Source organism: Pseudooceanicola atlanticus, assembly GCF_000768315.1.
GTDB lineage: Bacteria > Pseudomonadota > Alphaproteobacteria > Rhodobacterales > Rhodobacteraceae > Pseudooceanicola > Pseudooceanicola atlanticus.
In genome coordinates, this window is sequence record NZ_AQQX01000005.1 from 172,275 (window position 1) to 194,513 (window position 22,239).

At 65.2% G+C, this 22,239-nt stretch carries 20 protein-coding genes; 10 read left to right on the forward strand and 10 right to left on the reverse strand.

What is annotated here, in order from left to right:
- Positions 1 to 19 precede the first annotated feature (19 nt).
- Both ATO9_RS14265 and rsmI read right to left on the reverse strand, forming a co-directional pair.
- Complete coding sequence (locus ATO9_RS14265) at positions 20 to 442, reverse strand: YraN family protein (RefSeq protein ID WP_081979591.1); 423 nt, start codon at positions 440 to 442, stop codon at positions 20 to 22.
- A gap of 26 nt (positions 443 to 468) precedes the next feature.
- Complete coding sequence (rsmI, locus tag ATO9_RS14270) at positions 469 to 1,329, reverse strand: 16S rRNA (cytidine(1402)-2'-O)-methyltransferase (protein ID WP_043750335.1); 861 nt, start codon at positions 1,327 to 1,329, stop codon at positions 469 to 471.
- Between the two features lie 98 nt (positions 1,330 to 1,427).
- Here rsmI and ATO9_RS14275 point away from each other — a divergent pair, with 98 nt between their 5' ends.
- The 4 genes from ATO9_RS14275 to ATO9_RS14290 all read left to right on the forward strand — a co-directional run bounded on the left by ATO9_RS14275 (position 1,428) and on the right by ATO9_RS14290 (position 8,621).
- A complete protein-coding gene (locus ATO9_RS14275; RefSeq protein WP_043750339.1) occupies positions 1,428 to 2,609 on the forward strand; it encodes a penicillin-binding protein activator in 1,182 nt (393 codons plus the stop codon).
- Positions 2,610 to 2,715: 106 nt separating this feature from the next.
- Positions 2,716 to 5,475, forward strand: coding sequence for a [protein-PII] uridylyltransferase (locus ATO9_RS14280; RefSeq protein WP_043750342.1), 2,760 nt, complete (start codon positions 2,716 to 2,718; stop codon positions 5,473 to 5,475).
- Complete coding sequence (murJ, locus tag ATO9_RS14285) at positions 5,472 to 7,010, forward strand: murein biosynthesis integral membrane protein MurJ (RefSeq protein WP_043750345.1); 1,539 nt, start codon at positions 5,472 to 5,474, stop codon at positions 7,008 to 7,010. Before ATO9_RS14280 ends, murJ begins: the two co-directional genes overlap by 4 nt.
- Before the next feature lie 63 nt (positions 7,011 to 7,073).
- Entirely contained in the window at positions 7,074 to 8,621 is a 1,548-nt protein-coding gene (locus ATO9_RS14290; RefSeq protein ID WP_238318769.1) for a phospholipase D-like domain-containing protein, read from the forward strand.
- A 22-nt stretch (positions 8,622 to 8,643) separates the two neighbouring features.
- Here the strand turns inward: ATO9_RS14290 and ATO9_RS14295 are convergent, their stop codons facing one another.
- The gene (locus ATO9_RS14295) at positions 8,644 to 9,336 is read right to left on the reverse strand and encodes a rhomboid family intramembrane serine protease (protein ID WP_238318771.1); all 693 of its coding nucleotides are present in this window, start codon (positions 9,334 to 9,336) and stop codon (positions 8,644 to 8,646) included.
- Positions 9,337 to 9,463: 127 nt separating this feature from the next.
- Between ATO9_RS14295 and trpS the strand changes: the two genes are divergently transcribed.
- The 3 genes from trpS (at position 9,464) to ATO9_RS14310 (ending at position 12,302) form a co-directional block, all read left to right on the forward strand.
- Positions 9,464 to 10,501, forward strand: a complete 1,038-nt coding sequence (trpS, locus tag ATO9_RS14300; protein ID WP_043750348.1) for a tryptophan--tRNA ligase — start codon at positions 9,464 to 9,466, stop codon at positions 10,499 to 10,501.
- Between the two features lie 241 nt (positions 10,502 to 10,742).
- Complete coding sequence (locus tag ATO9_RS14305; RefSeq protein ID WP_043750352.1) at positions 10,743 to 11,234, forward strand: VOC family protein; 492 nt, start codon at positions 10,743 to 10,745, stop codon at positions 11,232 to 11,234.
- Positions 11,235 to 11,432: 198 nt separating this feature from the next.
- Positions 11,433 to 12,302 (forward strand): branched-chain amino acid aminotransferase, encoded by an 870-nt coding sequence (locus tag ATO9_RS14310; RefSeq protein WP_043750355.1) that lies wholly within the window; start codon positions 11,433 to 11,435, stop codon positions 12,300 to 12,302.
- A 7-nt stretch (positions 12,303 to 12,309) separates the two neighbouring features.
- Here ATO9_RS14310 and ATO9_RS14315 read toward each other — a convergent pair whose 3' ends face one another.
- The 3 genes from ATO9_RS14315 to ATO9_RS14325 form a co-directional block, all read right to left on the reverse strand.
- Positions 12,310 to 13,026, reverse strand: coding sequence for a GNAT family N-acetyltransferase (locus ATO9_RS14315; protein WP_043750358.1), 717 nt, complete (start codon positions 13,024 to 13,026; stop codon positions 12,310 to 12,312).
- 102 nt (positions 13,027 to 13,128) lie between these two features.
- Positions 13,129 to 14,388: a DUF1501 domain-containing protein gene (locus ATO9_RS14320; protein ID WP_043750363.1), complete on the reverse strand. Its 1,260-nt coding sequence runs from the start codon at positions 14,386 to 14,388 to the stop codon at positions 13,129 to 13,131.
- Between the two features lie 7 nt (positions 14,389 to 14,395).
- Complete coding sequence (locus tag ATO9_RS14325) at positions 14,396 to 15,685, reverse strand: DUF1800 domain-containing protein (RefSeq protein WP_337588279.1); 1,290 nt, start codon at positions 15,683 to 15,685, stop codon at positions 14,396 to 14,398.
- A 228-nt stretch (positions 15,686 to 15,913) separates the two neighbouring features.
- Between ATO9_RS14325 and ATO9_RS14330 the strand changes: the two genes are divergently transcribed.
- Entirely contained in the window at positions 15,914 to 16,390 is a 477-nt protein-coding gene (locus ATO9_RS14330) for a hemerythrin domain-containing protein (protein WP_043750573.1), read from the forward strand.
- A gap of 9 nt (positions 16,391 to 16,399) precedes the next feature.
- Here ATO9_RS14330 and ATO9_RS14335 read toward each other — a convergent pair whose 3' ends face one another.
- Positions 16,400 to 16,939, reverse strand: coding sequence for a hypothetical protein (locus ATO9_RS14335; protein WP_043750368.1), 540 nt, complete (start codon positions 16,937 to 16,939; stop codon positions 16,400 to 16,402).
- Positions 16,940 to 17,087: 148 nt separating this feature from the next.
- Here ATO9_RS14335 and ATO9_RS14340 point away from each other — a divergent pair, with 148 nt between their 5' ends.
- Positions 17,088 to 17,720 carry an MT-A70 family methyltransferase gene (locus ATO9_RS14340; protein ID WP_043750574.1) on the forward strand — a complete coding sequence of 211 codons (633 nt, stop codon included), beginning with the start codon at positions 17,088 to 17,090 and terminating at the stop codon, positions 17,718 to 17,720.
- A 66-nt stretch (positions 17,721 to 17,786) separates the two neighbouring features.
- Here the strand turns inward: ATO9_RS14340 and ATO9_RS14345 are convergent, their stop codons facing one another.
- Entirely contained in the window at positions 17,787 to 18,566 is a 780-nt protein-coding gene (locus ATO9_RS14345) for a BglII/BstYI family type II restriction endonuclease (protein ID WP_043750370.1), read from the reverse strand.
- A gap of 143 nt (positions 18,567 to 18,709) precedes the next feature.
- The gene (locus ATO9_RS24485; RefSeq protein WP_162183075.1) at positions 18,710 to 18,871 is read right to left on the reverse strand and encodes a hypothetical protein; all 162 of its coding nucleotides are present in this window, start codon (positions 18,869 to 18,871) and stop codon (positions 18,710 to 18,712) included.
- 226 nt (positions 18,872 to 19,097) lie between these two features.
- On the opposite strand from ATO9_RS24485, the gene ATO9_RS14355 reads away from it, so the two are divergent.
- The gene (locus tag ATO9_RS14355; RefSeq protein ID WP_043750376.1) at positions 19,098 to 20,180 is read left to right on the forward strand and encodes a hypothetical protein; all 1,083 of its coding nucleotides are present in this window, start codon (positions 19,098 to 19,100) and stop codon (positions 20,178 to 20,180) included.
- Positions 20,181 to 20,421: 241 nt separating this feature from the next.
- Here ATO9_RS14355 and aspS read toward each other — a convergent pair whose 3' ends face one another.
- Entirely contained in the window at positions 20,422 to 22,197 is a 1,776-nt protein-coding gene (gene aspS, locus ATO9_RS14360; protein WP_043750379.1) for an aspartate--tRNA ligase, read from the reverse strand.
- Between the last annotated feature and the right edge of the window lie 42 nt (positions 22,198 to 22,239).

The window sequence follows — 22,239 nt, forward strand, 5'->3', positions numbered from 1 at the left end:
CAATGGCCCACGATCTGTGTCACCACCATCCGGCGAAGGCATTTTTCAGAAGTTCGACCCGCCCGGTCCCATCGACCAATGCCACGTCAAGCCGCATGTCTGTCATCAACCCGTTCGGTTGTGAGGCCAGAAAGGACTGCGCAGAGGCCGCGATGCGATCTGCCTGCCGCCGGCTGATCCTTTCCGCCGCTTCAGCGTGAGAGCGTGCAGTCTTGACCTCTACGAAGATGATCCGGTCACCGTCGCGGAAGATCAGGTCAATTTCGCCGCCCGGCCCGCGCCAGCGCCGCGCAAGGCAGACGAGACCGGCAGCAGCAAGTTCACGCTCCACGGTTTCTTCGGCGGCAAGTCCTGAATGGTGCGCGACCTGGCCACGCGATTGCCGCGGCGACCCAATCGGATTGGCCCGGTCGACAGGTTCACAATCGCGACAGTGCCACATGATACGCCCCTGACGGGCCGGTGCCGCTAGTCGCGCTGCAGCGCAAGACCCAGTTGATAGACCTTCCGGCGCGGCCATCCGGTGGCCTCCGCCACGGACTGCGCTGCATCCCGCAGCGATTGCCCCGCCCTTAATTCCTCTTGTAGCGCATCATTCACGAATTTTTCGCTAACGTCCTTTTCTCCTGCCCGGTCGATGACCACCACGATCTCTCCCTTCGTGGTCGCGTCGCCCAATCCGTCGAGCAGTTCAGCCAGCGTCCCCTTGCGGATTTCCTCGAATTTCTTGGTCAATTCACGGCAGATTGCGGCCTTCCGCTCTCCGCCAAGTTCGCCGACCGCATCACGCAGGAACTTGTCGATACGCTTGGGCGATTCGTAGAAGACGAGCGTCGCCTGCAATCCGGCCAATTCCCGCAGCGCATCCTTCCGTGCCTTGCTCTGGTTGGGCAGGAACCCGGCAAACAGGAACCGGTCGGTCGGCAAGCCCGCGAGGCTGAGCGCCGTGATCACCGCCGAGACGCCTGGCGCCGTGGTCACCTCATAACCGGCCTCGCGCGCGGCGAGGGCTAGGTCGTACCCTGGGTCGGCAATCAGCGGTGTTCCGGCCTCGGACGCATAGGCGACCGACTGACCCTCTGCCATGGCTTGAAGCAGCCGCGGCCGGGCGCGGTCGCCATTGTGGTCATGGTAGGAAATCAGCGGACGGTCCCCCAGGGGGATCCCGTGGATCTCCATCAGGTGGCGCAGCGACCGGGTGTCCTCGGCGGCCAGGACATCGGCCCCCCGCAACACGTCGATCGCGTGCAGCGTGATGTCCCGGGCCGCACCGATTGGAACGGCGACAAGGGTCAGGCCCGGCGCCGGTTTGCTGGTCGGCGGATTCATAACTGGATCCTCATCCCAAGGCGGCTATGATCGCCGCAACGTTCTATTCGGGAACGGACAATCCACATTGCACCGTCCCCCCCACCAAGGAGTTTTCCATGTTCGCCCTTTTGCGCCGTTCCCGCAAGGCCGGAACCCGAATCGCCGCAGCAATCGCCGCGGTTGCGCTGGCCGCGTGTCAGCCCGTTTCGCTTGGCCAATCGAACGGCACAGGTCCGTCGATCAACACCAACCAGGCCGTCCCGGTCGCCCTGCTGATCCCTCGCAGCGGTGGCAGCGGTGACGCTGTCGTGGCCGCGAGCCTCGAAAACGCGGCGCGTCTGGCCATGTCCGACCTCTCGGGCGTCCAGATCGACCTGCGCGTCTACGACACTGCCGGGAACGAGGCCCAGGCCAGCGCCGTGGCCAGCCAGGCGGTCGCCGATGGCGCGAAGGTGATCCTCGGCCCGCTCTACGGCGCCAACGCCAATGCGGCCGGCCTTGCCGCCCGTCAGGCCGGCGTGAATGTGCTGGCCTTCACCAACAACACCTCGCTCGCAGGGGGCAACGTCTTCGTCCTGGGCCACACGTTCGAGAACACGGCGCGTCGTCTCGCCTCTTTCGCAGCAGGCCAGGGCAAGCGCCGGATCGTCACCGTCTCGGCCGAGAACGCCGCCGGCACGCTTGGCCGCCAGGCAATCACCCAGGCCGCCGCCGCCGCCGGTGCGTCGGTCGTGGGCAACGTCACCTACACCTATTCGCAGCAGGGCGTGATCACCGCTGCATCGCAGGTAAAGAACGCCGTGCAGAGCGGCAGTGCCGACGCCGTCTTCCTCGCCTCGAACACCGATGCGGCACTGCCCTTCTTCGCGCAGCTGCTGCCCGAACAGGGCGTCGACCCGAGCGTCACGCAATATATCGGCCTGACCCGCTGGGACGTGCCCGCCCAGACGCTGGACCTGCCTGGCCTTCAGGGGGGCTGGTTCGCCCTGCCCGATCCCAATCTGAACGCCCAGTTCGAAAGCCGCTACGCGGCCGCCTACGGTTCTGGCCCGCACCCGCTGGCCGGACTGGCCTATGACGGGATCGCCGCCATCGGTGCGCTGGTCAAGCAGGGCCGCAGCGATGCGCTGACCGCCAGCGCGCTGACGCAGAGCTCGGGCTTCCAGGGGGTGAACGGCGTCTTCCGCCTGCGCCCCGACGGCACGAATGAACGCGGCCTCGCGGTGGCAACCGTGCGCGACAAGCGGGTTGTCGTGATCGACGCGGCCCCACGCGGCTTTGGCGGGTTCGGCTTCTGATCGCCCCGTCACACCACGAAAAAATCACAAAACGGGGGCCGGATCAGGTCCCCGTTTTTGCATTTACCCCTTGGCAAAGCCCCCCTGCTACACTCATTACCACCTCATGAAAGACGAATTCACCCTGCCCGATGACCTGATCTGCGACGCCAGCGAAATCCTTGAGCCTGCGACGCTCTTTGCTGATATCGATGCCGCACGCGCCGCACATCCGAAGGACAAGGATTTCCGCGCCGCCGCCGTGACGCTGCTTCAGGAGGCGCAGGAAAAGGGGCGCGAAACGATCGCCAAGGCCTTCCTGGCCGAGCCGCGATCGGCCCGTCCGACGACCCGCGCCTATTGCTGGCTGACCGATCAGCTGATCTGCGCGACGCTGCATGTGGCGCAGACCCACCTGATGCCGAAAGGGTCCGAGCCGGGCAATTTCGCACTGTGCAGCGTGGGCGGTTACGGCCGCGGCGAAATGGCCCCCTATTCCGATGTCGACCTGCTGTTCCTCGCGCCCAGCAAGATCTCGAAGGACCTGGAGGCGCTGATCGAACTGGTGCTCTACCTCCTGTGGGACCTGCACATGAAGGTCGGCCATTCCAGCCGCACGATCCGCGACTGCCTCAAGCTTGGTGCCGAGGATTACACGATCCGCACCGCGCTTCTGGAAAATCGGTTCCTGACCGGCAACCGCGCCTTGGCCACCGACCTGAACAAACGGCTCTGGTCCGACCTCTTCCGCGGTTCCGAAAAGGATTTCGTGGAGGCAAAGCTGGCCGAGCGTCAGACCCGCCACCGCAAACAGGGCGGCCAGCGCTACATGGTCGAACCCAACGTGAAAGAGGGCAAGGGCGGGCTACGCGATCTTCAGGGCCTCTACTGGATCGCGAAATACGTGCACGGCGTCTCGGACACGTCGCAGCTCGTCGCGCTCGATGTCTTCACGAAGGAGGAATATGCCAGCTTCCGCAAGGCCGATGACTTCCTCTGGGCCGTGCGCTGTCACCTGCACCTGATCGCCGACCGCCCCATGGACCAGCTAACCTTCGACATGCAGGTCCAGGTCGCCGAGCAGATGGGATATCGCGACCGGGGCGGACGCCGCTCGGTCGAACATTTCATGCAGGATTACTTCCGCCACGCCACCATAGTGGGCGAGGTCACCCGCATCTTCCTGACCAAGATGGAAGCGGCGCATGTGAAGAACGAACCGCTTCTTGACCGCGTCTTCCGCCGCCGCCCAAAGGTCGGCGACCTCTACGAGGTAATCAACAACCGCCTGGCCGTGGTCGACGAGGATGCGTTTCTGTCGGACAAGCTGAACCTGCTGCGGCTGTTCGACGAAGGGCTGCGGACCGGCATGCTGATCCACCCGGATGCGATGCGGATGGTGACCGCGCATCTGCACCTGATCGACGACGACATGCGCAACGACCCCGAAGCCGCGCGCATCTTCATGGGGACCCTGCTGAACCACGGCAATCCCGAACGCGCACTGCGGCGGATGAACGAACTGGGCATGCTGGCCGCCTTCATCCCCGAATTCGAACCGATCGTGGCGATGATGCAGTTCAACATGTACCACCATTACACGGTGGACGAACACACGATTCAATGCCTGCGCCACCTGGCCCTGATCGAACATGGCGACCTGAAGGAAGAACTTCCCGTCGCCTCCACGATCCTCAAGGAAGGCGTGAACCGCAAGGTGCTCTACGTGGCGCTGATGCTGCACGATATCGGCAAGGGCCGGGACGAGGATCACGCGATCCTCGGCGCGCAGATCGCCCGCAAGGTGGCACCGCGCCTGGGCCTGAAGCCGCGGGAATGCGACACGGTGGAATGGCTGGTGCGCTATCACCTGCTGATGTCGGACATGGCGCAGAAACGCGATATCGCCGATCCCCGCACCGTGCGCGACTTTGCCAAGGCGGTGCGGACGCGCGAAAGGCTCGACCTGCTCTGCGTGCTGACGGTCTGCGACATCCGTGGCGTCGGCCCCGGCACCTGGAACAACTGGAAGGCGGCGCTGCTGCGTGCGCTCTACCGCCAGACCAAGCGCGCCCTCGAGACCGGGCTGGAGGACCTCAACCGCGAATTCCGTGGCCAGGAGGCCAAGCGCAACCTGCGGGAGGCGCTGCCTGACTGGTCCAAATCCGATCTCGACCGCGAGATCCGCCGCCATTACCCGACTTACTGGCAAGGCCTGCACGTCACGTCTCACCAGGTGCTGGCCGAAATGCTGCTGGACCTGCCCGCCGACGAAATCCGGATCGACCTGCACCCCGACGAAGACCGGGACGCGACCCGTGCGCTCTTTGCCATGGTGGATCATCCCGGCATCTTTTCTCGCCTCGCAGGGGCGCTGGCGCTGGTCGGGGCGAACGTGGTGGATGCGCGCACCTACACGACCAAGGACGGCTACGCGACCGCGGCTTTCTGGATCCAGGATGCCGATGGCCACCCCTACGAGGAGGCGCGCCTTGGCCGTCTCCGCCAGATGATCAACAAGACCCTCAAGGGCGAAGTCGTTGCCCGCGAAGCGATGAAATCCCGCGACAAGATCAAGAAGCGCGAGCGCGCTTTCCGCGTCAACACGGCCATCAGCTTCGACAATGACGGGTCCGAGATCTTCACCATCATCGAGGTCGATACCCGCGACCGCCCGGCTCTGCTCTATGATCTCACGCGGACCCTGGCGGAACAGCATGTCCAGATCTCCTCGGCCGTGATCGCGACCTACGGCGAACAGGTGGTCGACACCTTCTACGTCAAGGACATGTTCGGCTTGAAACTCTTCAGCGACTCCAAGCAGAAGGCGCTGGAGGCCAAGCTGCGCGCGGCCATCGCAACCGGTCAGGAAAGGGCCCGTTCGTGAAACCCATCCGGTTGATCCGGGGCTTTCTCACCGTCGGCGTCTGGACCTTGGCCAGCCGGATACTGGGCTTTGTCCGCGACATCCTCTTTGCCGCCTACCTGGGCGCGGGCCCGGCGGCAGAGGCCTTCGTCGTTGCCTTTTCCCTGCCCAACATGTTCCGCCGCTTCTTTGCCGAAGGCGCGTTCAACATGGCCTTCATCCCGCTTTTCTCGAAAAAGCTGGAAGGCGAGGAAGACGCCAAGGATTTCGCCGAAAGCGCGCTGGCGCTGCTGGCCACTATCCTGATCGTGCTGACGGTTCTGGCGAACCTCTTCATGCCCGCCCTCGTGCTGGCCATGGCATCGGGCTTTGCCGGGGATGAACGCTTCGACCTGGCCGTGGATTACGGGCGGGTCACCTTCCCTTATGTCCTGTTCATATCGCTGGCCGCGCTGTTTTCCGGGGTGCTGAACGCCACCGGCCGCTTTGCCGCCGCCGCGGCGGCGCCCGTCTTGTTGAACGTCATCCTGGCCACGGCGATGATCTGGGCCGCACGCTCCGGTGCGGATGTCGGGCGCGCGCTGACCTGGGGCGTGCCGCTGGCCGGGATCGCGCAGCTTGCGCTGGTCTGGATCGCCGCCGCGCGGGCCGGGTTCGCCCTGCGTCTGCGCCTGCCCCGACTCTCACCCGAGATGAAGCGCCTCGCCATCATCGCCGCACCCGCCGCCCTGGCCGGGGGCGTTGTGCAAGTGAACCTGCTTGTCGGCCGCCAGGTGGCGAGCTTCTTCGAAGGCTCGATCCAGTACCTGAACCTTGCCGACCGCCTGTATCAACTGCCGCTTGGTGTCGTGGCCATCGCTATCGGGGTCGTGCTGCTGCCCGACCTGTCCCGCCGCCTGAAGGCAGAGGACGAAACCGGCAGCCGCAACGCTTTCAACCGCGCGACTGAATTCGCTCTGTTCCTCACCGTGCCCTCGGCCGTGGCGCTGGTGGTGATCCCGGAAACCTTGATCTCCGCCCTGTTCCAGCGCGGCCGCTTCACGCAGGAAGACGCCCACGCCACCGCACTGGCCGTGGCGATCTACGGGCTGGGCCTGCCGGCCTTCGTGCTGCAGAAGGTGCTTCAACCGCTCTTCTATGCGCGTGAAGATACGAAAAGCCCCTTTCGCTATGCAGTCGTCGCCATGGTCATCAACGCGGTACTCGCGATCGGTCTGGCCTTCACCTTCGGCTACCTGGCTGCCGCAATCGCGACGACCGCCGCGGGCTGGGTGATGATGGTTCTGCTCTGGCGCGGATCGCGCCGGATGGGCGCCGCCGTCACCTTCGACGACCGGATGAAACGCCGCGTCTGGCGCATCGTCCTGGCCAGCCTGCTGATGGGTGGTGCGCTTCTGCTCGGCGAATGGGTGCTTCGACCGCTTGTGACTGGCTGGTCCCGCGCGGGCGCACTGGCGCTGCTGATCCTCTGGGGGTCTGCCTTCTACTTCGCCGTCAGCGAACTCCTGGGCGCCTTCCGCCTGTCGGAGTTACGTGGCGCCATGCGGCGCGGCTAAGTCGGAACCAGATCCGGGGTCGCGGGTTATCTTCCTGTGAGCGCCTCAACCCGGACCGACCCGATGTATGATCAGACCACGCCTCTTCCTCGCGCAGCTGGCGCCAAGGATGAATTGCGTCCGCTCATCACAGCCTCCGAAATGTTCCCCGCCCTCGAAGAGATGCTGCTGGACGCCAAGGACGAGGTCCTGCTGGCCTTCCGCATCTTCGACGCCCGAACCCTACTTCGCAGCGACCGCGCCCTGGCCCTTGGCCTGACCACCTGGGCCGACCTACTGCCCCACGTCGCGGAAAAAGGCGTGTCGATCCGTCTGCTGCTTGCCGATTTCGACCCGGTCTTTACTGCCGATTTGCATCGCGACGCCTGGGCTTCGGCCGGCCGGTTCGCGCATCGGCTCAGGGACTGCCCGCAGGCCGAGATCATCTGCGCCCTGCATGATTGCTCTCCGGCCCCGCTGTGGCAGCTTGTCTTCAACGGCCCGATTTCCCGCCGGAAGAAAGAATTGGAGAACCGACCGCCGGAAATGCTCACCCGTCCGCAGGCCTCGGCCCTCCAGGGCCATTACCGCCTACGCCCGGTCACGCTGCACCAGAAATTCGCCGTGGTGGACCAGACCCGCGCCATCATCGGCGGCATTGATGTCGACGAACGCCGCTGGGACGACAGCAACCACGATCAGCGGCCCGAAGACACCTGGCACGATGTCAGCATGGCCGTGTCCGGCCCCGTCGCCAGCGACATCCGCCGCCATTTCGCCGATTGCTGGGACCGCGCCCGTGGCGAATGCGGCACGATCTTCAGCGCCCAGGTCACCGACCTGCCCGAAGCGGCCCCCGCCGCGCGCCCGATCACGACGGACGTCAAGGCACCCAGCCTGCTCCGCACCGTCTCAACCCATCAGAAGGGTCCGATCCGTTTTGGCCCGGCGACCCGCGTACGCGAACACGAAACCGCGCATCTGGACCTCTTCGCGAAGGCACGCGACCATGTCTATATCGAAAGCCAGTTCTTTCGGCACATGCCCCTGGCCCGTGCTCTGGCCAACCGGGCCGCGGAAATCCCCGATCTCGAGCTGACCCTTGTGCTCCCGACAGAGCCCGAGCGGATCATCTTCGGTCGTTCCAAGGGCACCGACGCCCGTCACGCGCAGGCGCTGCAATTGCGCTGTCTTTCGCATTTGCGCAAGGCGTTCGGCGACCGCCTTGCCGTCGTGTCCCCCGTGCAGCCCCGCCCCGCGCCCGAAGGCACGCCGATGCCGGTCGAAGGGTCGGGCATCATCTACCTGCATTCCAAGGTGACCCTGATCGACGACGCGATCGGCATCGTCGGCTCCGCCAACCTGAACGGGCGCTCCCTGCTCTGGGACACCGAGGCGTCGCTGATGTTCCACGATCCCGAAACCATCCGCGATCTGCGTCTGCGGCTGGCACGCAAATGGCTGGGCTCCGCCCGCGGTGACCCGGCCAATGCCGACACCTGGACCAGCGCGGCCCGCGCCGCCGCCGATACGGAACCGGAGCAGCGCCTGTCCCGCGTGCTGCCCTATCCAGAGGGCCGCAACCGCCGTTTCGCGCGCTTCGTCCCCGTCCTTCCGGCCGAGATGTTCTGAACCGGAGCCTTGCTCGCTGCGGTCAGTCGGGCCGCCGCAACCGGGCGAGCAGAGCGCGGAACCCGCCCGGCACCAGCACCGGCGCCACGATCAGCCCGGTGACGAAGCCGCCCAGATCCGCGGGCCAGTCCTGCGCAAACCCGAAGAGCAACCCGAAGATCAGCTGCAGCGCCGCCAGCACGGCGATCAGCCGGAAAGCGTGCAATTGCTGCGCCCCGATCTGCCCCAGCCGCACCCAGATCAGGTAGGTATAGCCACCGATCAGCCCGTAGACCGGGGGGAAGCCGCCAAACAGCCAGTCCCCCTCGCCCCCCAGGGCCCACATCGCCAGCGCCCCGCCGATCGTGCTGAGCACATAGAGCAGGAAGACCGAAAAGGACGCCATGATCTCGCCCACGAACTTGCCGAGCGCCAGCAGCATCACCCCGGCAAAGATCGCCTGGGAAAACGACCCGTTCACGAAGGGGTAGGACAGGAACCGCATCAGGAATTCCGGCCTCAGCTGCCCGGTTTCGATCATGAAGCTCGGGAAGGTCCCCTGGAATCCGTAATCCAGCAGCGCCGCCTGCCGCCAGCCGATGGCCTGCGGACCGCCGACGATCCCGCGGCTGCCCAGCTGGAACAGGATCTCGATCCCCATGGTCAGCGCGAACAGCGCCAGGATCAACGGTGGCAACGGGTTGATCGCGCTTTCACGCGGGGGCATCTGGGACATGCGGGCACCTCTTGCTCCGCCCACCATGCTTGACGGGGGCCGGGGGCATGGGTAAGCCAGCGCGGCACGGAAATCCAGTGACCCACAGGCAAAACCCGCCCATCCGCACGCGACAGAGGATCCCAGCATGACCGACGCAAGCCAGACCGCCTTTCAGCCCCGCGTCTTCTCCGGGATCCAGCCCTCCGGCGGGCTGACGCTCGGGAATTACCTGGGCGCCATCCGCCGTTTCGTGGATATGCAGAATGACGCGCAATATGACGGGATCGAAAAGATCTACTGCATGGTCGACCAGCACGCGATCACCGTCTGGCAGGACCCGGCAACGCTGACGCGCAACACCCGCGAACTGGCCGCAGGCTACATTGCCGCCGGGCTGGACCCGACGAAATCGATCCTCTTCAACCAGAGCCAGGTTGCCGAACACGCGCAATTGGCCTGGATCTTCAACTGCGTCGCCCGGATGGGCTGGATGCAGCGGATGACCCAGTGGAAGGACAAGGCCGGCAAGAACCAGCAGAACGCGTCGCTCGGGCTGTTTGCCTACCCGTCGCTGATGGCCGCCGACATCCTGATCTACCATGCGACCCACGTCCCCGTGGGCGAGGACCAGAAACAGCACGTGGAACTGACCCGCGACATCGCGATCAAGTTCAACCACGATTTCGGCGTCGACTTCTTCCCGGTCACCGAACCGGTGATCGAAGGCGCGGCGACGCGTGTCATGTCGCTCCGCGACGGCTCCAAGAAGATGTCCAAATCCGACCCGTCCGACGCCTCGCGGATCAACATGACCGATGACGCCGACGCGATCTCGCAGAAGATCCGCAAGGCCCGCACCGACCCCGACGCCCTCCCCTCCGAGGCCGACGGCCTGGCCGAGCGCCCCGAGGCCCGCAACCTGGTCAACATCTACGCCGCCCTGTCGGATCAGAGCGTCGACCAGGTCCTGGCAGATGTCGGCGGCAAGCAATTCTCGGAATTCAAGCCGATGCTGTCGGACCTGGCCGTGGCCAAGCTCGCCCCGATCTCCGCGGAAATGGCCCGCCTGATGGAGGCCCCGGACGAGATCGACGCAATCCTGCGCGACGGGGCCAACCGCGCCCGCGCCATCGCGGCCCCGATCCTGCAAAAGACCTACGACATCGTCGGCATGATCCGCTGATCCCCGGGGCGCGCCGGCCCGTCGGTTGCGCGCGCCCCAGCTTCACCTTGCCCAAATACTCCCGCCGGAGGCACCCCGGCTGATTTCCAACGGAAATCAGCCCTGAATGGCGTGCGCGGCGCAGCCGCGCTCGATTTCGCAACGGCTCTCCCCGACAAATTCGCACAGAAATTCTGCGTCCCTGCCCGTTATCAGCCGGGCGGCGCGCGCTTATCCTAAGGGCAACGAAAGGATACACATCATGACAAATCCGGTTCATCCGGCCACGCGTATTGGCCATGTTCACCTCAAGGTCGCCGATCTCGACCGCGCCATCGCCTTCTATTCCGGCGTTCTGGGCTTCGAGGTCACGCAGAAATACGGCCGTCAGGCCGCCTTCCTGTCCGCGGGCGGCTATCATCACCATATCGGCCTGAACACCTGGGAAAGCCGCAATGGCACCCCGCCGCCTCCGGGTCATACGGGGCTGTTCCACACGGCGTTCCTCTATGCCGACCGTGCGCAGCTGGCCGATGCCCTGCGCCGACTGGTCGAGGCCGGGATCCCGCTCGACGGCGCCTCCGATCACGGGGTAAGCGAGGCGCTCTACCTCCGCGATCCGGATGGCAACGGGGTAGAGCTTTACTGGGACCGGCCCGAGGCCGAATGGCCCCGCGATCCCAATGGCGATTTGAAGATGGTGACCGAACCGCTCGACGTGCAGGCCCTGCTAGACGACGCACCCGCCGTGTGATCGGGGGAAGCGTCAGCAAACCGTCAAGGCGCTGTCGCAGAATCGTTTCAAACCGAACCTAATCTCCGACCTGCGTGACTGACGCATCCCCTTACCCCCAAGTCTCTTTTTGAGAAGTTTTCCCCCGGCCGCCCGGCCGGGGGTATTCATTTCCCGGTTCCGCCCTGCCATAACTTGCGCGACAGAGAAGGACCCGACATGGCAACCGGCACCAATATCCGCACCTATTTCAACGGCACCTGGCACGAGGGCGACCTGCCCGTGATGAACGCCGCCGATCACGGCGCCTGGCTGGGCACCACGGTTTTCGACGGGGCGCGGATGGTCAACGGCCTGATGCCCGACCTGGAGGCACATTGCGCCCGCGTGAACCGCTCGGCCGAGGCGCTGATGATCACCCCCAACGTGTCGACCGAAAAGATGGTCGAGCTGGTCCGCGAAGGGCTGTCCGCCTACCCCGCCGGGGCCGCGGTCTATATCCGCCCGATGTACTGGGCGCTCGAAGGGGGGCCGCTGGGTGTCGACCCGGCCCCCGGCAAGACCGGGTTCTGCATCAGCCTTGAGGAAATCCCGATGGCGCCCGCGGATGCGGCGACCACGCTGGGGCGCACATCCTTCCGGCGTCCGGTGTTGGCCGACGCGGTGGTGAACGCCAAGGCCGGCTGCCTCTATCCGAACAATGCCCGCATGATCCTCGAGGTTCGCGCCCGCGGCTTCGGCAATGCGCTTGTTGCCGATGCGCTTGGCAACGTGGCGGAATCCGCCACCGCCAACGTCTTCATGGTCCGCGACGGAGAGGTCTTCACCCCCGTTCCCAACGGCACCTTCCTGGCCGGGATCACCCGCGCACGCCACATCGCAAACCTGCGCGCCGATGGCGTGCAAGTGCATGAAACGGTTCTTGGATTTTCCGATTTCGACCAGGCGGACGAGGTCTTTCTCACCGGCAACATGAACAAGGTGACCCCGGTCACCGCCTTCGAGGATCGCCAGTACCAGATCGGCCCGATCACCCGCCGTGCGCGCGACCTTTACTGGGACTGGGCCCAGACCGACCAGAAACTCTGATCGGCGCTCACAATTCCGGGTCGGAGGCGACCCGGACCAGCCCGGTCAGATCGCTCAGGCTTTCGCGCTGCGTCCCGTCAGCGGCGAAATTCGCGGGCGACAGCCAGACGTCATAGGCTTCGCGCAGGGCTGGCCAGTCACGGTCGATCATGGCGAACCACGCGGTGTCGCGGTTGCGCCCCTTCACCACCATGTGCTGCCGGAACACGCCTTCATAGCTGAACCCCAGCCGCTGCGCCGCGCGGCGCGACGGCATGTTCAGCGCGTTGCATTTCCATTCGTACCGGCGATATCCGGCTCCGAACGCCCATTGCATCATCAGGAACATCGCCTCGGTCGCCGCACGGGTGCGTTGCAGGCGGGGCGACATCAGGATGAAGCCGACCTCGATCGACCCGGTCGCCGGCTTGATATTGCAGAACGACGCGAACCCGACCGCCGGGCCGCCTTGGCCCTCGCGGATCGCCAGGAAGTACGGGTCCTTCACCTCTTCGGTGCCTCGGATATACCGGTGAAACTGGGCCGCACTGCCAAAGGGGCCTGCAGGCATGTAATCCCACAGCCAGTCCTCGCCCTCGATCTGGCGGAAGATCAGCGCGGCATGTGCCTCGGCCCGCATTGGCTCCAGATGGACGTAGCGCCCGGTCAGCGTCAGCCCTTCGGGCGGCACCGGTGGCTCGGTCCAGTCCGTGATCACGGGGCCGATCGGGCGGGATGTCGTCATGTCTGTCGTCCTGCGGTCCTTGCCGGGCCACATTAGGACGGAAGGTCGGGAAAAGCCAAGCCGTACCGGGGCTTAGACGAACCGAGCCTGACAGGGTCACGATCAGAGAACCAGCCGCGCCCCCGTTCCCATGTCGAGGCCGGGAAAGACCGCCGTTTCCAGCACGTTACGGTCCAGCCCGAACAGGCCCTGCATGACCGCCGCCGCATGGGCGCGCACGTCCGAGGTCGGCATCAGGTCCCTGCGTTTGTACAGCGCCTCTTCCGCCAGGCCGGGCCATTTGCCATGCATCCGCCCGCCACGCAGCGCGCCACCGGCGAACAGCATCGTGCCGCCGGTGCCGTGATCCGTACCATCGGTGCCGTTGATGCGGGCGGTGCGGCCGAACTCCGTCATCGCGATCACGCCGGTCTTGGCCCAGACCGGGCCAAGATTGTCGCGCAGCGCCAGGATCACCTCCGCCAACTGCTTCAACGGGCGGGTCAGCGCCGCGTTCTGGCGGTTATGGGTGTCCCATCCGTTCAGCGAAAACGCCGCGATCCGCGCATCGCCGCGCAGCCGGTCGGCGGCGAATTCGGCCACAGACACCGCGCCGGAATGATCCTTCGAGACCTGCGCCGACTGCCTGAGCGCCGCCATGCCCTCCAGCATCTCCTCGGGGTCTCCGTCCATGCCGCCCTTGCGCATCAACGCTGCCGTCGGAAGGCTGCCGGCAAGGTCCAGCGCTTCGGCCAGCACATCGCGGAACAGCGGGTCGTCATGCATCACGTGCGCCATCAGCTGTTCGGCCTGCGGGGTCATGGCCAGCACGGATTCCGGCGACCACTCCGCCACCTCCGCCGCGCCCTTGGTCAGCAACATGCCCGACGGCCCGATCGTGTAGGCGGTTTCCGCCTCAACCCCCGGCACGGCCTGAAGCATGCGGTTCAGCCACCCGTCGCGGATCGGCGACTGGCTGTCCGGCACCCCGGCCTCCAGGATGTCCTGGCCGTCGAAATGGCTGCGCTTGTCGCGGTAGGGGGTCGAGGTCGCGTTGACAAAGCCCAGCTCTCCCGCCTTCCAAAGCGCCATCAACGGGGTCAGTCCGGAATGCAGGGCAAAGAAACCATCCAGGTCCAGCGGCCCGCCCTTCGTACCGGGCCGGGGCATGCCGGCACGAAGGCTCGCATAATCCGGATCGCCCCAGGGCTGCACGACGCCCAGCCCGTCCATCCCGCCGCGCAGGATGATGACGACCAGGCGGTTGTCCCAGGGCGCGGCGGCCAGGCTGAGCGGCGCCAGCAACGGGCTGGCGGCAGCGGAACACCCCAGGGCGAGAGAGCGAGCGAGGAAGGATCGGCGGGATGTCATGGAACGGGTCATGGCGGCCTCACATCCTCTGAAACGCGGGGGAGCCGAGGATGATCGCGATACCCTCCGCACGGCTCTCGGCAGCCTTGGCGGCAAAGCGCAGCGGCTCCGGCACGTCACCGCCCAGGGCCATCTCGACGAAGTCACGCGGATCGGGCAGCGGATCGGCCAGGACCGGCGGCACGTTCAGCGCCCATTGCAGCCGCCCCGCCAGTCGCTGGGGGGTGATCCAGTCGTCATCCGCCTCGGGCCAGCCATCGGGACCATCGGGCTGTTCCCACGGCTGCCCCATCAGGGCCAGCGGCTTGACGAACATCAGTTGCATCATCTTCTGACGGCGCAGCGGCAGGTCCCGCGCATCCAGCGCCCGCAGGCCGGAACCGACGAAATCCACCGGCTGCTTGATATTGCCCGGCCCCGTCCAGGCCGCAGGATGATCCAGCATTGCCCTGTACACCTCGGACAACAGGCCATCGCTGTCGCGATACGCCGCCGCCATGGAGGCCACGAGCCCCGGGTCCGGCGCGTCGCCCAGGAAATGGACTGCAAGCTTCCGGGCCAGATGCTCTCCGGTGGAGGGGTGCCGGGCCAGATCCTCCAGCGCGGCCTCGATATCCGCCATGCTGGCCATGCCTGCCCCGCCATAGGAAACGCCCAGCACGGTTTCGGCCCCAGGCTCCGACCAATCAGGCCTGAAACGGAACCCTTCCCCGGCCTTGTAGCTCATGCCCGTCAGCAATTCTGCCAGTTCGGTGACGTCCCGCTGATCGTAATCCGCACCAACGCCAAGCGTATGCAATTCCAGCATTTCCCGCGCCAGATTCTCGTTCAAACCGCCGCGTTTGGCTTTCTTTGCCCGCTGGGAATTCGGCCCGAGGCTTCGCGTCTGGTCCAGTGCCCGGATCATCAGGGGGGCCGTTGCCGCCGCGCGCAGCAGGTCGACGAAACGCCCCGTCAGACGCGGGCGGATGACCTCTTCGACATAAGGGCCGACCGCGTAACGATGAATGCTTCCCTTGCCCTGCGCCGTGAAATGATCCGCCCAGAAAAAGACCAACCGTTCGCGAAATCCATCTTCGGTCGTCACACGACGCGACAGTGCATGGCCCATCCAGGTCAACCACTCGCGCGCAGTTTCCCGGCGCAGCTTCAGCCGGTCTTTCCGCGCCTGTTTGGCTTCGGGGGTCGTCTTGTTGCGCCGTCCCATTTTGGTCAGCCGCGCATATTCGCCAATCCGCACCTCGAATGTCGAAAAAGGCTCGATCGGCCATACCTCTGCCGCCCTGTCGGGGCCAGCAAGACGAGCCATTACCTCAGCCAAGGAGGATGGGGGTGCAATGACAGGGGAGAGGCCACAACCGAAGCGTTTTTCGGCAAGTGCTGGATCGAATGACAAAAGGACGCTCCATATGCCGCGATAACCCAATCATATCATCTTTGCGAACACACCAGATAGCGGAAGTTTCGCCCATTGGCGGGGAACCGCGCCCCTTCACGCAGAGTTGAGCCATGACGACCAGACATGAAGGAAAGCCAGATGCCCTCCATCTACGATGCCATCCAGAAAGATCACGAACGCCACCGCGAATTGCTGAACACCATCGCCGATACTGAAGGCGACAGCGACACCCGCCGCAAGGCCTGGTCGGAGTTTTTCCACGACGTCAAAAGCCATTCCGCCGCCGAAGAAGAGACCTTCTATTCCAAGCTGATGCAGCAGACCTGGGGCCAGGACGCTGCCCGCCATTCCGTGCACGAACATGCGGAAATGGATGAAATCATGGAAGAACTCGAAGAGATGGACATGTCCTCTCCGGGTTGGCTGACCCGCTTCAAGACGCTCAAACATGATTACGAGCATCACATGGAAGAAGAGGAAAACGAAGTCTTCGGCCGTGCCCGCGAAGTCATCGGCGCCGAGGAAAACGACGCCTTCGGCGAAAGGTTTCTCAAGCGCAAGGCACAGGAAAGCAAGCTGGTCGAAGACAAGCGCGAGGATGCGCTCGAAGATTGAGCAACGGGCCTAGCGGCGGGCGAACACGACGTCCCGCCGCTCCCATTCATAGCGGCGATCCTCGGGGACCAGCGACCAGAAGAGATCGCCACCCTTGCGCCAACCATCCAGCACGATCCCCTGCTCCATCGTAGCGCCTTGGGCGGACACGATGACCGTGGAATGGTCGATGCGCAGCTTGTCGGCATTGGCAATCGCGCGGTGCAGGTCAAGGGTCTGGAAATTCTCTGCGGCCAGCCGGTTTTCAAGGTCCTCGGCCCAATGCCAGCACAGGCCCCGCGGCCGCAACCCCATGTTCACCTTGGTATTATGGATCAGCGGCGGGTCCGTCACCTCATATTGCGCGCGCAGCGCCAGCGGATAGGTGATCGCGATTTCCGCCGCCATATCGGCCTCTTGCGGGTCGACATGAGGCCCAAGCGCGCGGATCGCGCGGGCCAGATCGGTAACCTCGGACCGGGTGGAGGCGGTCTCGGCCCCCGGCGGCGGCGCGCTGCAGGCGGTCAGTGCGAGACAGGCGATGATGGCCAGAGAGCGAAGCAGCGTCACGATGGGTCAGGTCCTTTCGCGGCAGGTGATCTAGGCATAGCCCGTCGGCGACAAACGGTCGAGGGGGGATGTTAACTCTTGCTCAAGGGTTTTTGTTCACATATTGTTCTTGATGACCCCCATCCCGGAATGATGCAATATGTTGGACATGAGCAGCGACCCCTCCCAAGATTTGCGAAATTTCCTGAACGGGGACCGGTTCGGCACCGTGATGGCCGATCCGCCGTGGCGTTTCACCAATCGGACGGGCAAGGTCGCGCCGGAACACAAGCGCCTGGCGCGCTATCCCACGATGACGCTGGACGATATCTGCGCCCTGCCCGTCGCCGATCACCTTGAGGATCGGGCGCATTGCTATCTCTGGGTGCCCAATGCGCTGCTGCCCGAAGGGTTGCAGGTGCTGACGTCCTGGGGGTTCGAGTACAAGTCGAACATCATCTGGCACAAGATCCGCAAGGATGGCGGGTCTGACGGTCGTGGCGTGGGATTCTACTTCCGCAACGTGACCGAGATCCTGCTGTTCGGCACCCGCGGCAAGAACGTGCGCACCCTGCCCCCGGGCCGTCGCCAGGTGAACATGATGCAGACCCGCAAGCGCGAACATTCCCGCAAACCGGACGAGCAATATGCCCTGATCGAGGAATGCTCCTGGGGTCCGTATCTTGAGATGTTCGGCCGCGGCGTCCGCGAAGGCTGGACCGTCTGGGGCAATCAGGCCGACGCGGATTACAAGCCCAGCTGGAAGACCTATTCCTACAATTCCGGCGTCGCCGCAGAATAATCCGGGCGGGATAGCCTGACAGTGCGCCTTTGACGCGACTCTCGGCAAGCCCCTGTTTGGAAACGGTTATTCGTCAAAAAGCGACGGTGCGCTCGGCGTCTCCGGCAGCGGGTCTCCCGAGATCGCCGTAGAGGGCAGACCGATCAACAACAGCGGGCAGGGATTGCCGACGCCGCGATGAATCCGGTCCGCCAGCTTGGCCCAATGGGTCGTCGCGGGTCCGAACTTGTCCGACACGAAGAACCGCGCGAAGGCCGCCGCGAAATCCGCCCCCGACGCCATGGCGCGGGCCACGAAATCGCGTTGCCGGGCGGTGCGATCCTTCATGCCCAAGGCCGTCAACGGCGTCTCGTCCTCGATCCCGGAGCGGCGCAGGAAATCCTCGATCCGCGCGGTCATCGTCGCCTGAAGGTCACTGCCCCGCGTCACGATGATCCCGGCCGAGATTATGCCTTGTGCATGTAATCGCTGGAAATTTTCCAGGTCACGATCGAAGAAAGGGTCCTTGTTGTTCCACTCGATCTCCAACGCCAGCGTCCCTGCAGGGGCGCGGCGGATGTGGTCGATCTCGTGGCTGGTGCCGTCGCCGAGGGGGATGCCGTCGAGGGTGGTCTGGATGCGGAAATGGTGTTTGCGCCAGCCCGCCTGGTCGAGTTCGCGGCGCAGACGCTGGGTCGACTTGGCCTCGCCTCCGCCCGAGGCAATCAGCTCCTGCGCGGGGATCGAAACGCGCAGCAAAGCCTCGGTCAGTTCCTTGGTTTCGTTGGGAAAATCGACCGAGAGGATGGCCTCGGCGTGGTTACGGACCATGATGTCGAAGCCGGCCTGGCGGAGCGCGTCGAACATCGGATCAGGAAGGCGAACGTGGAATCATTGCCGCAGATTAAGCGCGTGGCGAGGGGCTGTCAGCCCCGATGAAACGGCGTTTTCCGGGTGTCGGTATCACGTCGGTACAACGTCGGTATTACGTCGGTGCGCAGGCGGTATCGCTAGAGATCGGCGCTGTCCGAGGCGGCAACCGACGCGGGCTGCGCCAACTCGCGCGGCGCCTCGTGGCGCCCGATGGCGGCCAGCAAAGTCGCTGCCGCGATCAGCGCCAGGACGGTGGTCTGCCGATAGGTCAGCCGATCCGGCCCCTGCCGCGGAGGCACACTGACGCGATCCCCCGGATATCCCCGCACACGGCGCGAGGCCGTGCGGCCGGGAACGCGGTCGCCGGCGGATCGTGGGAAATGGAAGAACTTTGCGCGGATCATAAATCATGGTTAACGGCCGAATATGGCTTGAGTTTGGCGACACTTAGCCGGTTCCGGCGCTTGACAGGGCGTGGCCGCCGCCGGACTCTGCGCCGAAGGCAGAGGGCAAGGGACAGGCGATATGGGCCGATGGAGCGGGCTGCTGGCGGCGCTGATCGCCGTGGCGCTGGTGTGGATCGACGGGCTGCGGGACAGCACGCCCTGGGTCGATGCGCATTGGCTGTTTTCCTATGCCGATGGCGTGGTCAAACGCGGATTGCCAGGCTGGGTTTACGGTTTGTTCTCAATCCCCGTGCTAGACAGCGACCTGCTGGTGACGCAACTGGCGCTGGCGGCGGCGGTGGCCCTCGCGTTGGCATTGCGGACCGGTCAGGCGATGGTCGGGTTGCCCCTCGCGACGGGGCTGCTCGGGCTGGTGGCGATCCTGTCTGGGCCGGGGCTGGTGCGCCAGCTATTCGCGGATCCCGGCCGGTTCGATGCGATCGGGTTGGCGTTGATCCTGCTGGGCGCAGTGGCGGTCGATGCCCTGGGCCGGCGCGGCGGTCTGGTGGCGCTGACGGTGCTGTCGCTGGTGGCGGTGCTGGTGCACGAGGCGTTCGTCTTGTGGGTCACACCGGTGGGGCTGGCCCTGTGGTTGCTGCGGCATAACATGGGCCGACGGGACCTGCCGATGATTGGCGGCGCGGCGCTGGTTGTCCTGGCGGTGACCGGCTGGATCGCAGGGCGAAGCTATGGCGACCTGATGCCCTTCGACGCGGCGAAGGCGCTGTTGCAGGCGCGGGCGGATTTCCCGGTCTCGGACCTGTCTCTGATGGTCCAATATCGCGGGCTGGTCGAGAATATCGCCTACACGGCCGAAACCGCCTGGGAGGCCGGGCGGCTGGTCCCCTTGCTGATCGGCCTTGCCCTTGTCGCGGTGCAAACACTGCTGGTCTGGGCCCTGATCGGCCGGGGATGGCACGGCGCGCTGATCGTTGGGCTGTGCCTGACGCCCCTTCTGCTGTTCGGGCTGGGACAGGATCACGGGCGCTGGCTGGCCATGATCAATGCCAGTCTGGCCGCGACCGCGATGGCCGGGCTGCGCGGGCGCAAGCCGCAGATCGGGCCGCCGGTTCTGGCCGGGCTGGCTGCGCTGAGCGCGGTGCAATTGTGGCTGGGGCCGTTCGGCGTTGTCGGGGTGTTTCCGCTGGCCGGGATGTTCTGAACGGGCTTGCGACGGGCCGACAATACTGCCCGGCAGGTTGCCGCCGCGGTTCGAGGCATCCGGCGAACACGGCGGATGTGCCCGCAGATACACCGGCCGGCCCTGCATTCAGCCTGCCAAGCATCTGGTCCGCCCAGCGTCCGGCCCGAACAGCATCCGGCCCGAACAGCATCCGGCCCGAACAGAAAACGCCGCCACGGCGGGGCGTGACGGCGTTCGAAAGTCGCAATCCGGCGCGGGATTATTCCTGCGGAATCACCCGGAGCGACAGCTCCATCAGCTGATCCGAGGTCGGTTCGGACGGGGCGCCCATCATCAGGTCCTCGGCCCGCTGGTTCATCGGGAAGAGGATGACCTCGCGGATGTTTTCCTCTTCGGCCAGCAGCATCACGATGCGGTCGATACCCGCCGCGCAGCCACCGTGGGGCGGTGCGCCGTATTGGAAGGCGTTAACCATGCCGCCGAACCGCTTGCGCACTTCGTCTTCGCCGTAACCGGCCAGTTCGAAGGCCTTGAACATGATCTCGGGTTTGTGGTTCCGGATCGCACCGGAGATCAGCTCGTAGCCGTTGCAGGCAAGGTCATACTGGTAGCCGAGCACCTTGAGCGGATCGCCCTCCAGCGCCTCGAGCCCGCCCTGCGGCATTGAGAAGGGGTTATGCGAGAAGTCGATCTTGCCGGTTTCCTCGTCGGCCTCGTACATCGGGAAATCGACGATCCAGGCAAAGGCGAAACGGTTCTCGTCGGTCAGGCCGAGCTCCTTGCCGATGACGGTGCGGGCACGGCCGGCAACACCTTCGAAGGCCGACGGCTTGCCGCCCAGGAAGAAGGCGGCGTCGCCCACGCCGAGGCCCAGCTGCTGGCGGATCGCCTCGGTGCGTTCGGGGCCGATATTCTTGGCCAGCGGGCCGGCGGCTTCCATTCCGTCGCCCTGGTCGCGCCAGAAGATGTAGCCCATGCCGGGCAGACCTTCCTTCTGGGCGAAGGCGTTCATCCGGTCGCAGAACTTGCGCGAGCCGCCGGTGGGGGCCGGGATGGCGCGGATTTCGGTGCCCTCCTGCTCCAGCAGCTTGGCGAAGATGGCAAAGCCGGAGCCCGCAAAATGCTCCGACACGACCTGCATCTCGATCGGGTTGCGCAGGTCGGGCTTGTCGGTGCCGTATTTCAGCGCGGCCTCGGCATAGGAGATCTGGGGCCATTCGGTGTCGACCGTCTTGCCGCCGCCGAATTCCTCGAAGATGCCCTGCACAACCGGCTGGATCGTGTCGAAGACGTCCTGCTGTTCGACAAAGGACATCTCGAGGTCGAGCTGGTAGAAATCGGTGGGCGAACGGTCGGCGCGCGGGTCCTCGTCGCGGAAGCAGGGCGCGATCTGGAAATACTTGTCGAAGCCCGACACCATCAGCAGCTGCTTGAACTGCTGCGGCGCCTGGGGCAGCGCGTAGAACTTGCCCGGATGCAGGCGCGAGGGCACGAGGAAGTCGCGCGCGCCTTCGGGCGACGACGCGGTGATGATCGGCGTCTGATATTCGCGGAACTCTGCATCCCACATGCGCTTGCGGATCGAGGCGACCACGTCCGAGCGTAGGGTCATGTTGCGCTGCATCGCCTCGCGGCGCAGGTCGAGGTAGCGATAGCGCAGGCGGGTTTCCTCGGGGTATTCCTGGTCGCCGAAGACGATCAGGGGCAGTTCCTTGGCGTGGCCCAGCACCTCGATATCGCGGATGAAGACCTCGATCTCGCCGGTGGGGATCTTGGGGTTCACCAGCTCGGGCGCGCGCGCCTTCACGTTGCCGTCGATGCGGATGCACCATTCGGAGCGGACCTTTTCCACTTCGTTGAAGACGGGGCTGTCGGGATCGCAGAGCACCTGGGTCATGCCGTAATGGTCGCGCAGGTCGATGAAGAGCACGCCGCCATGGTCGCGGATACGATGGACCCAGCCGGACAGGCGAACAGTGTCGCCCACGTTGGAGGCGTTGAGCTGGGCGCAGGTATGGCTGCGATAGGCGTGCATGGGGCGTTCCTTTATGCTTTTTGCGGCGTCCGTCCGGCTTGG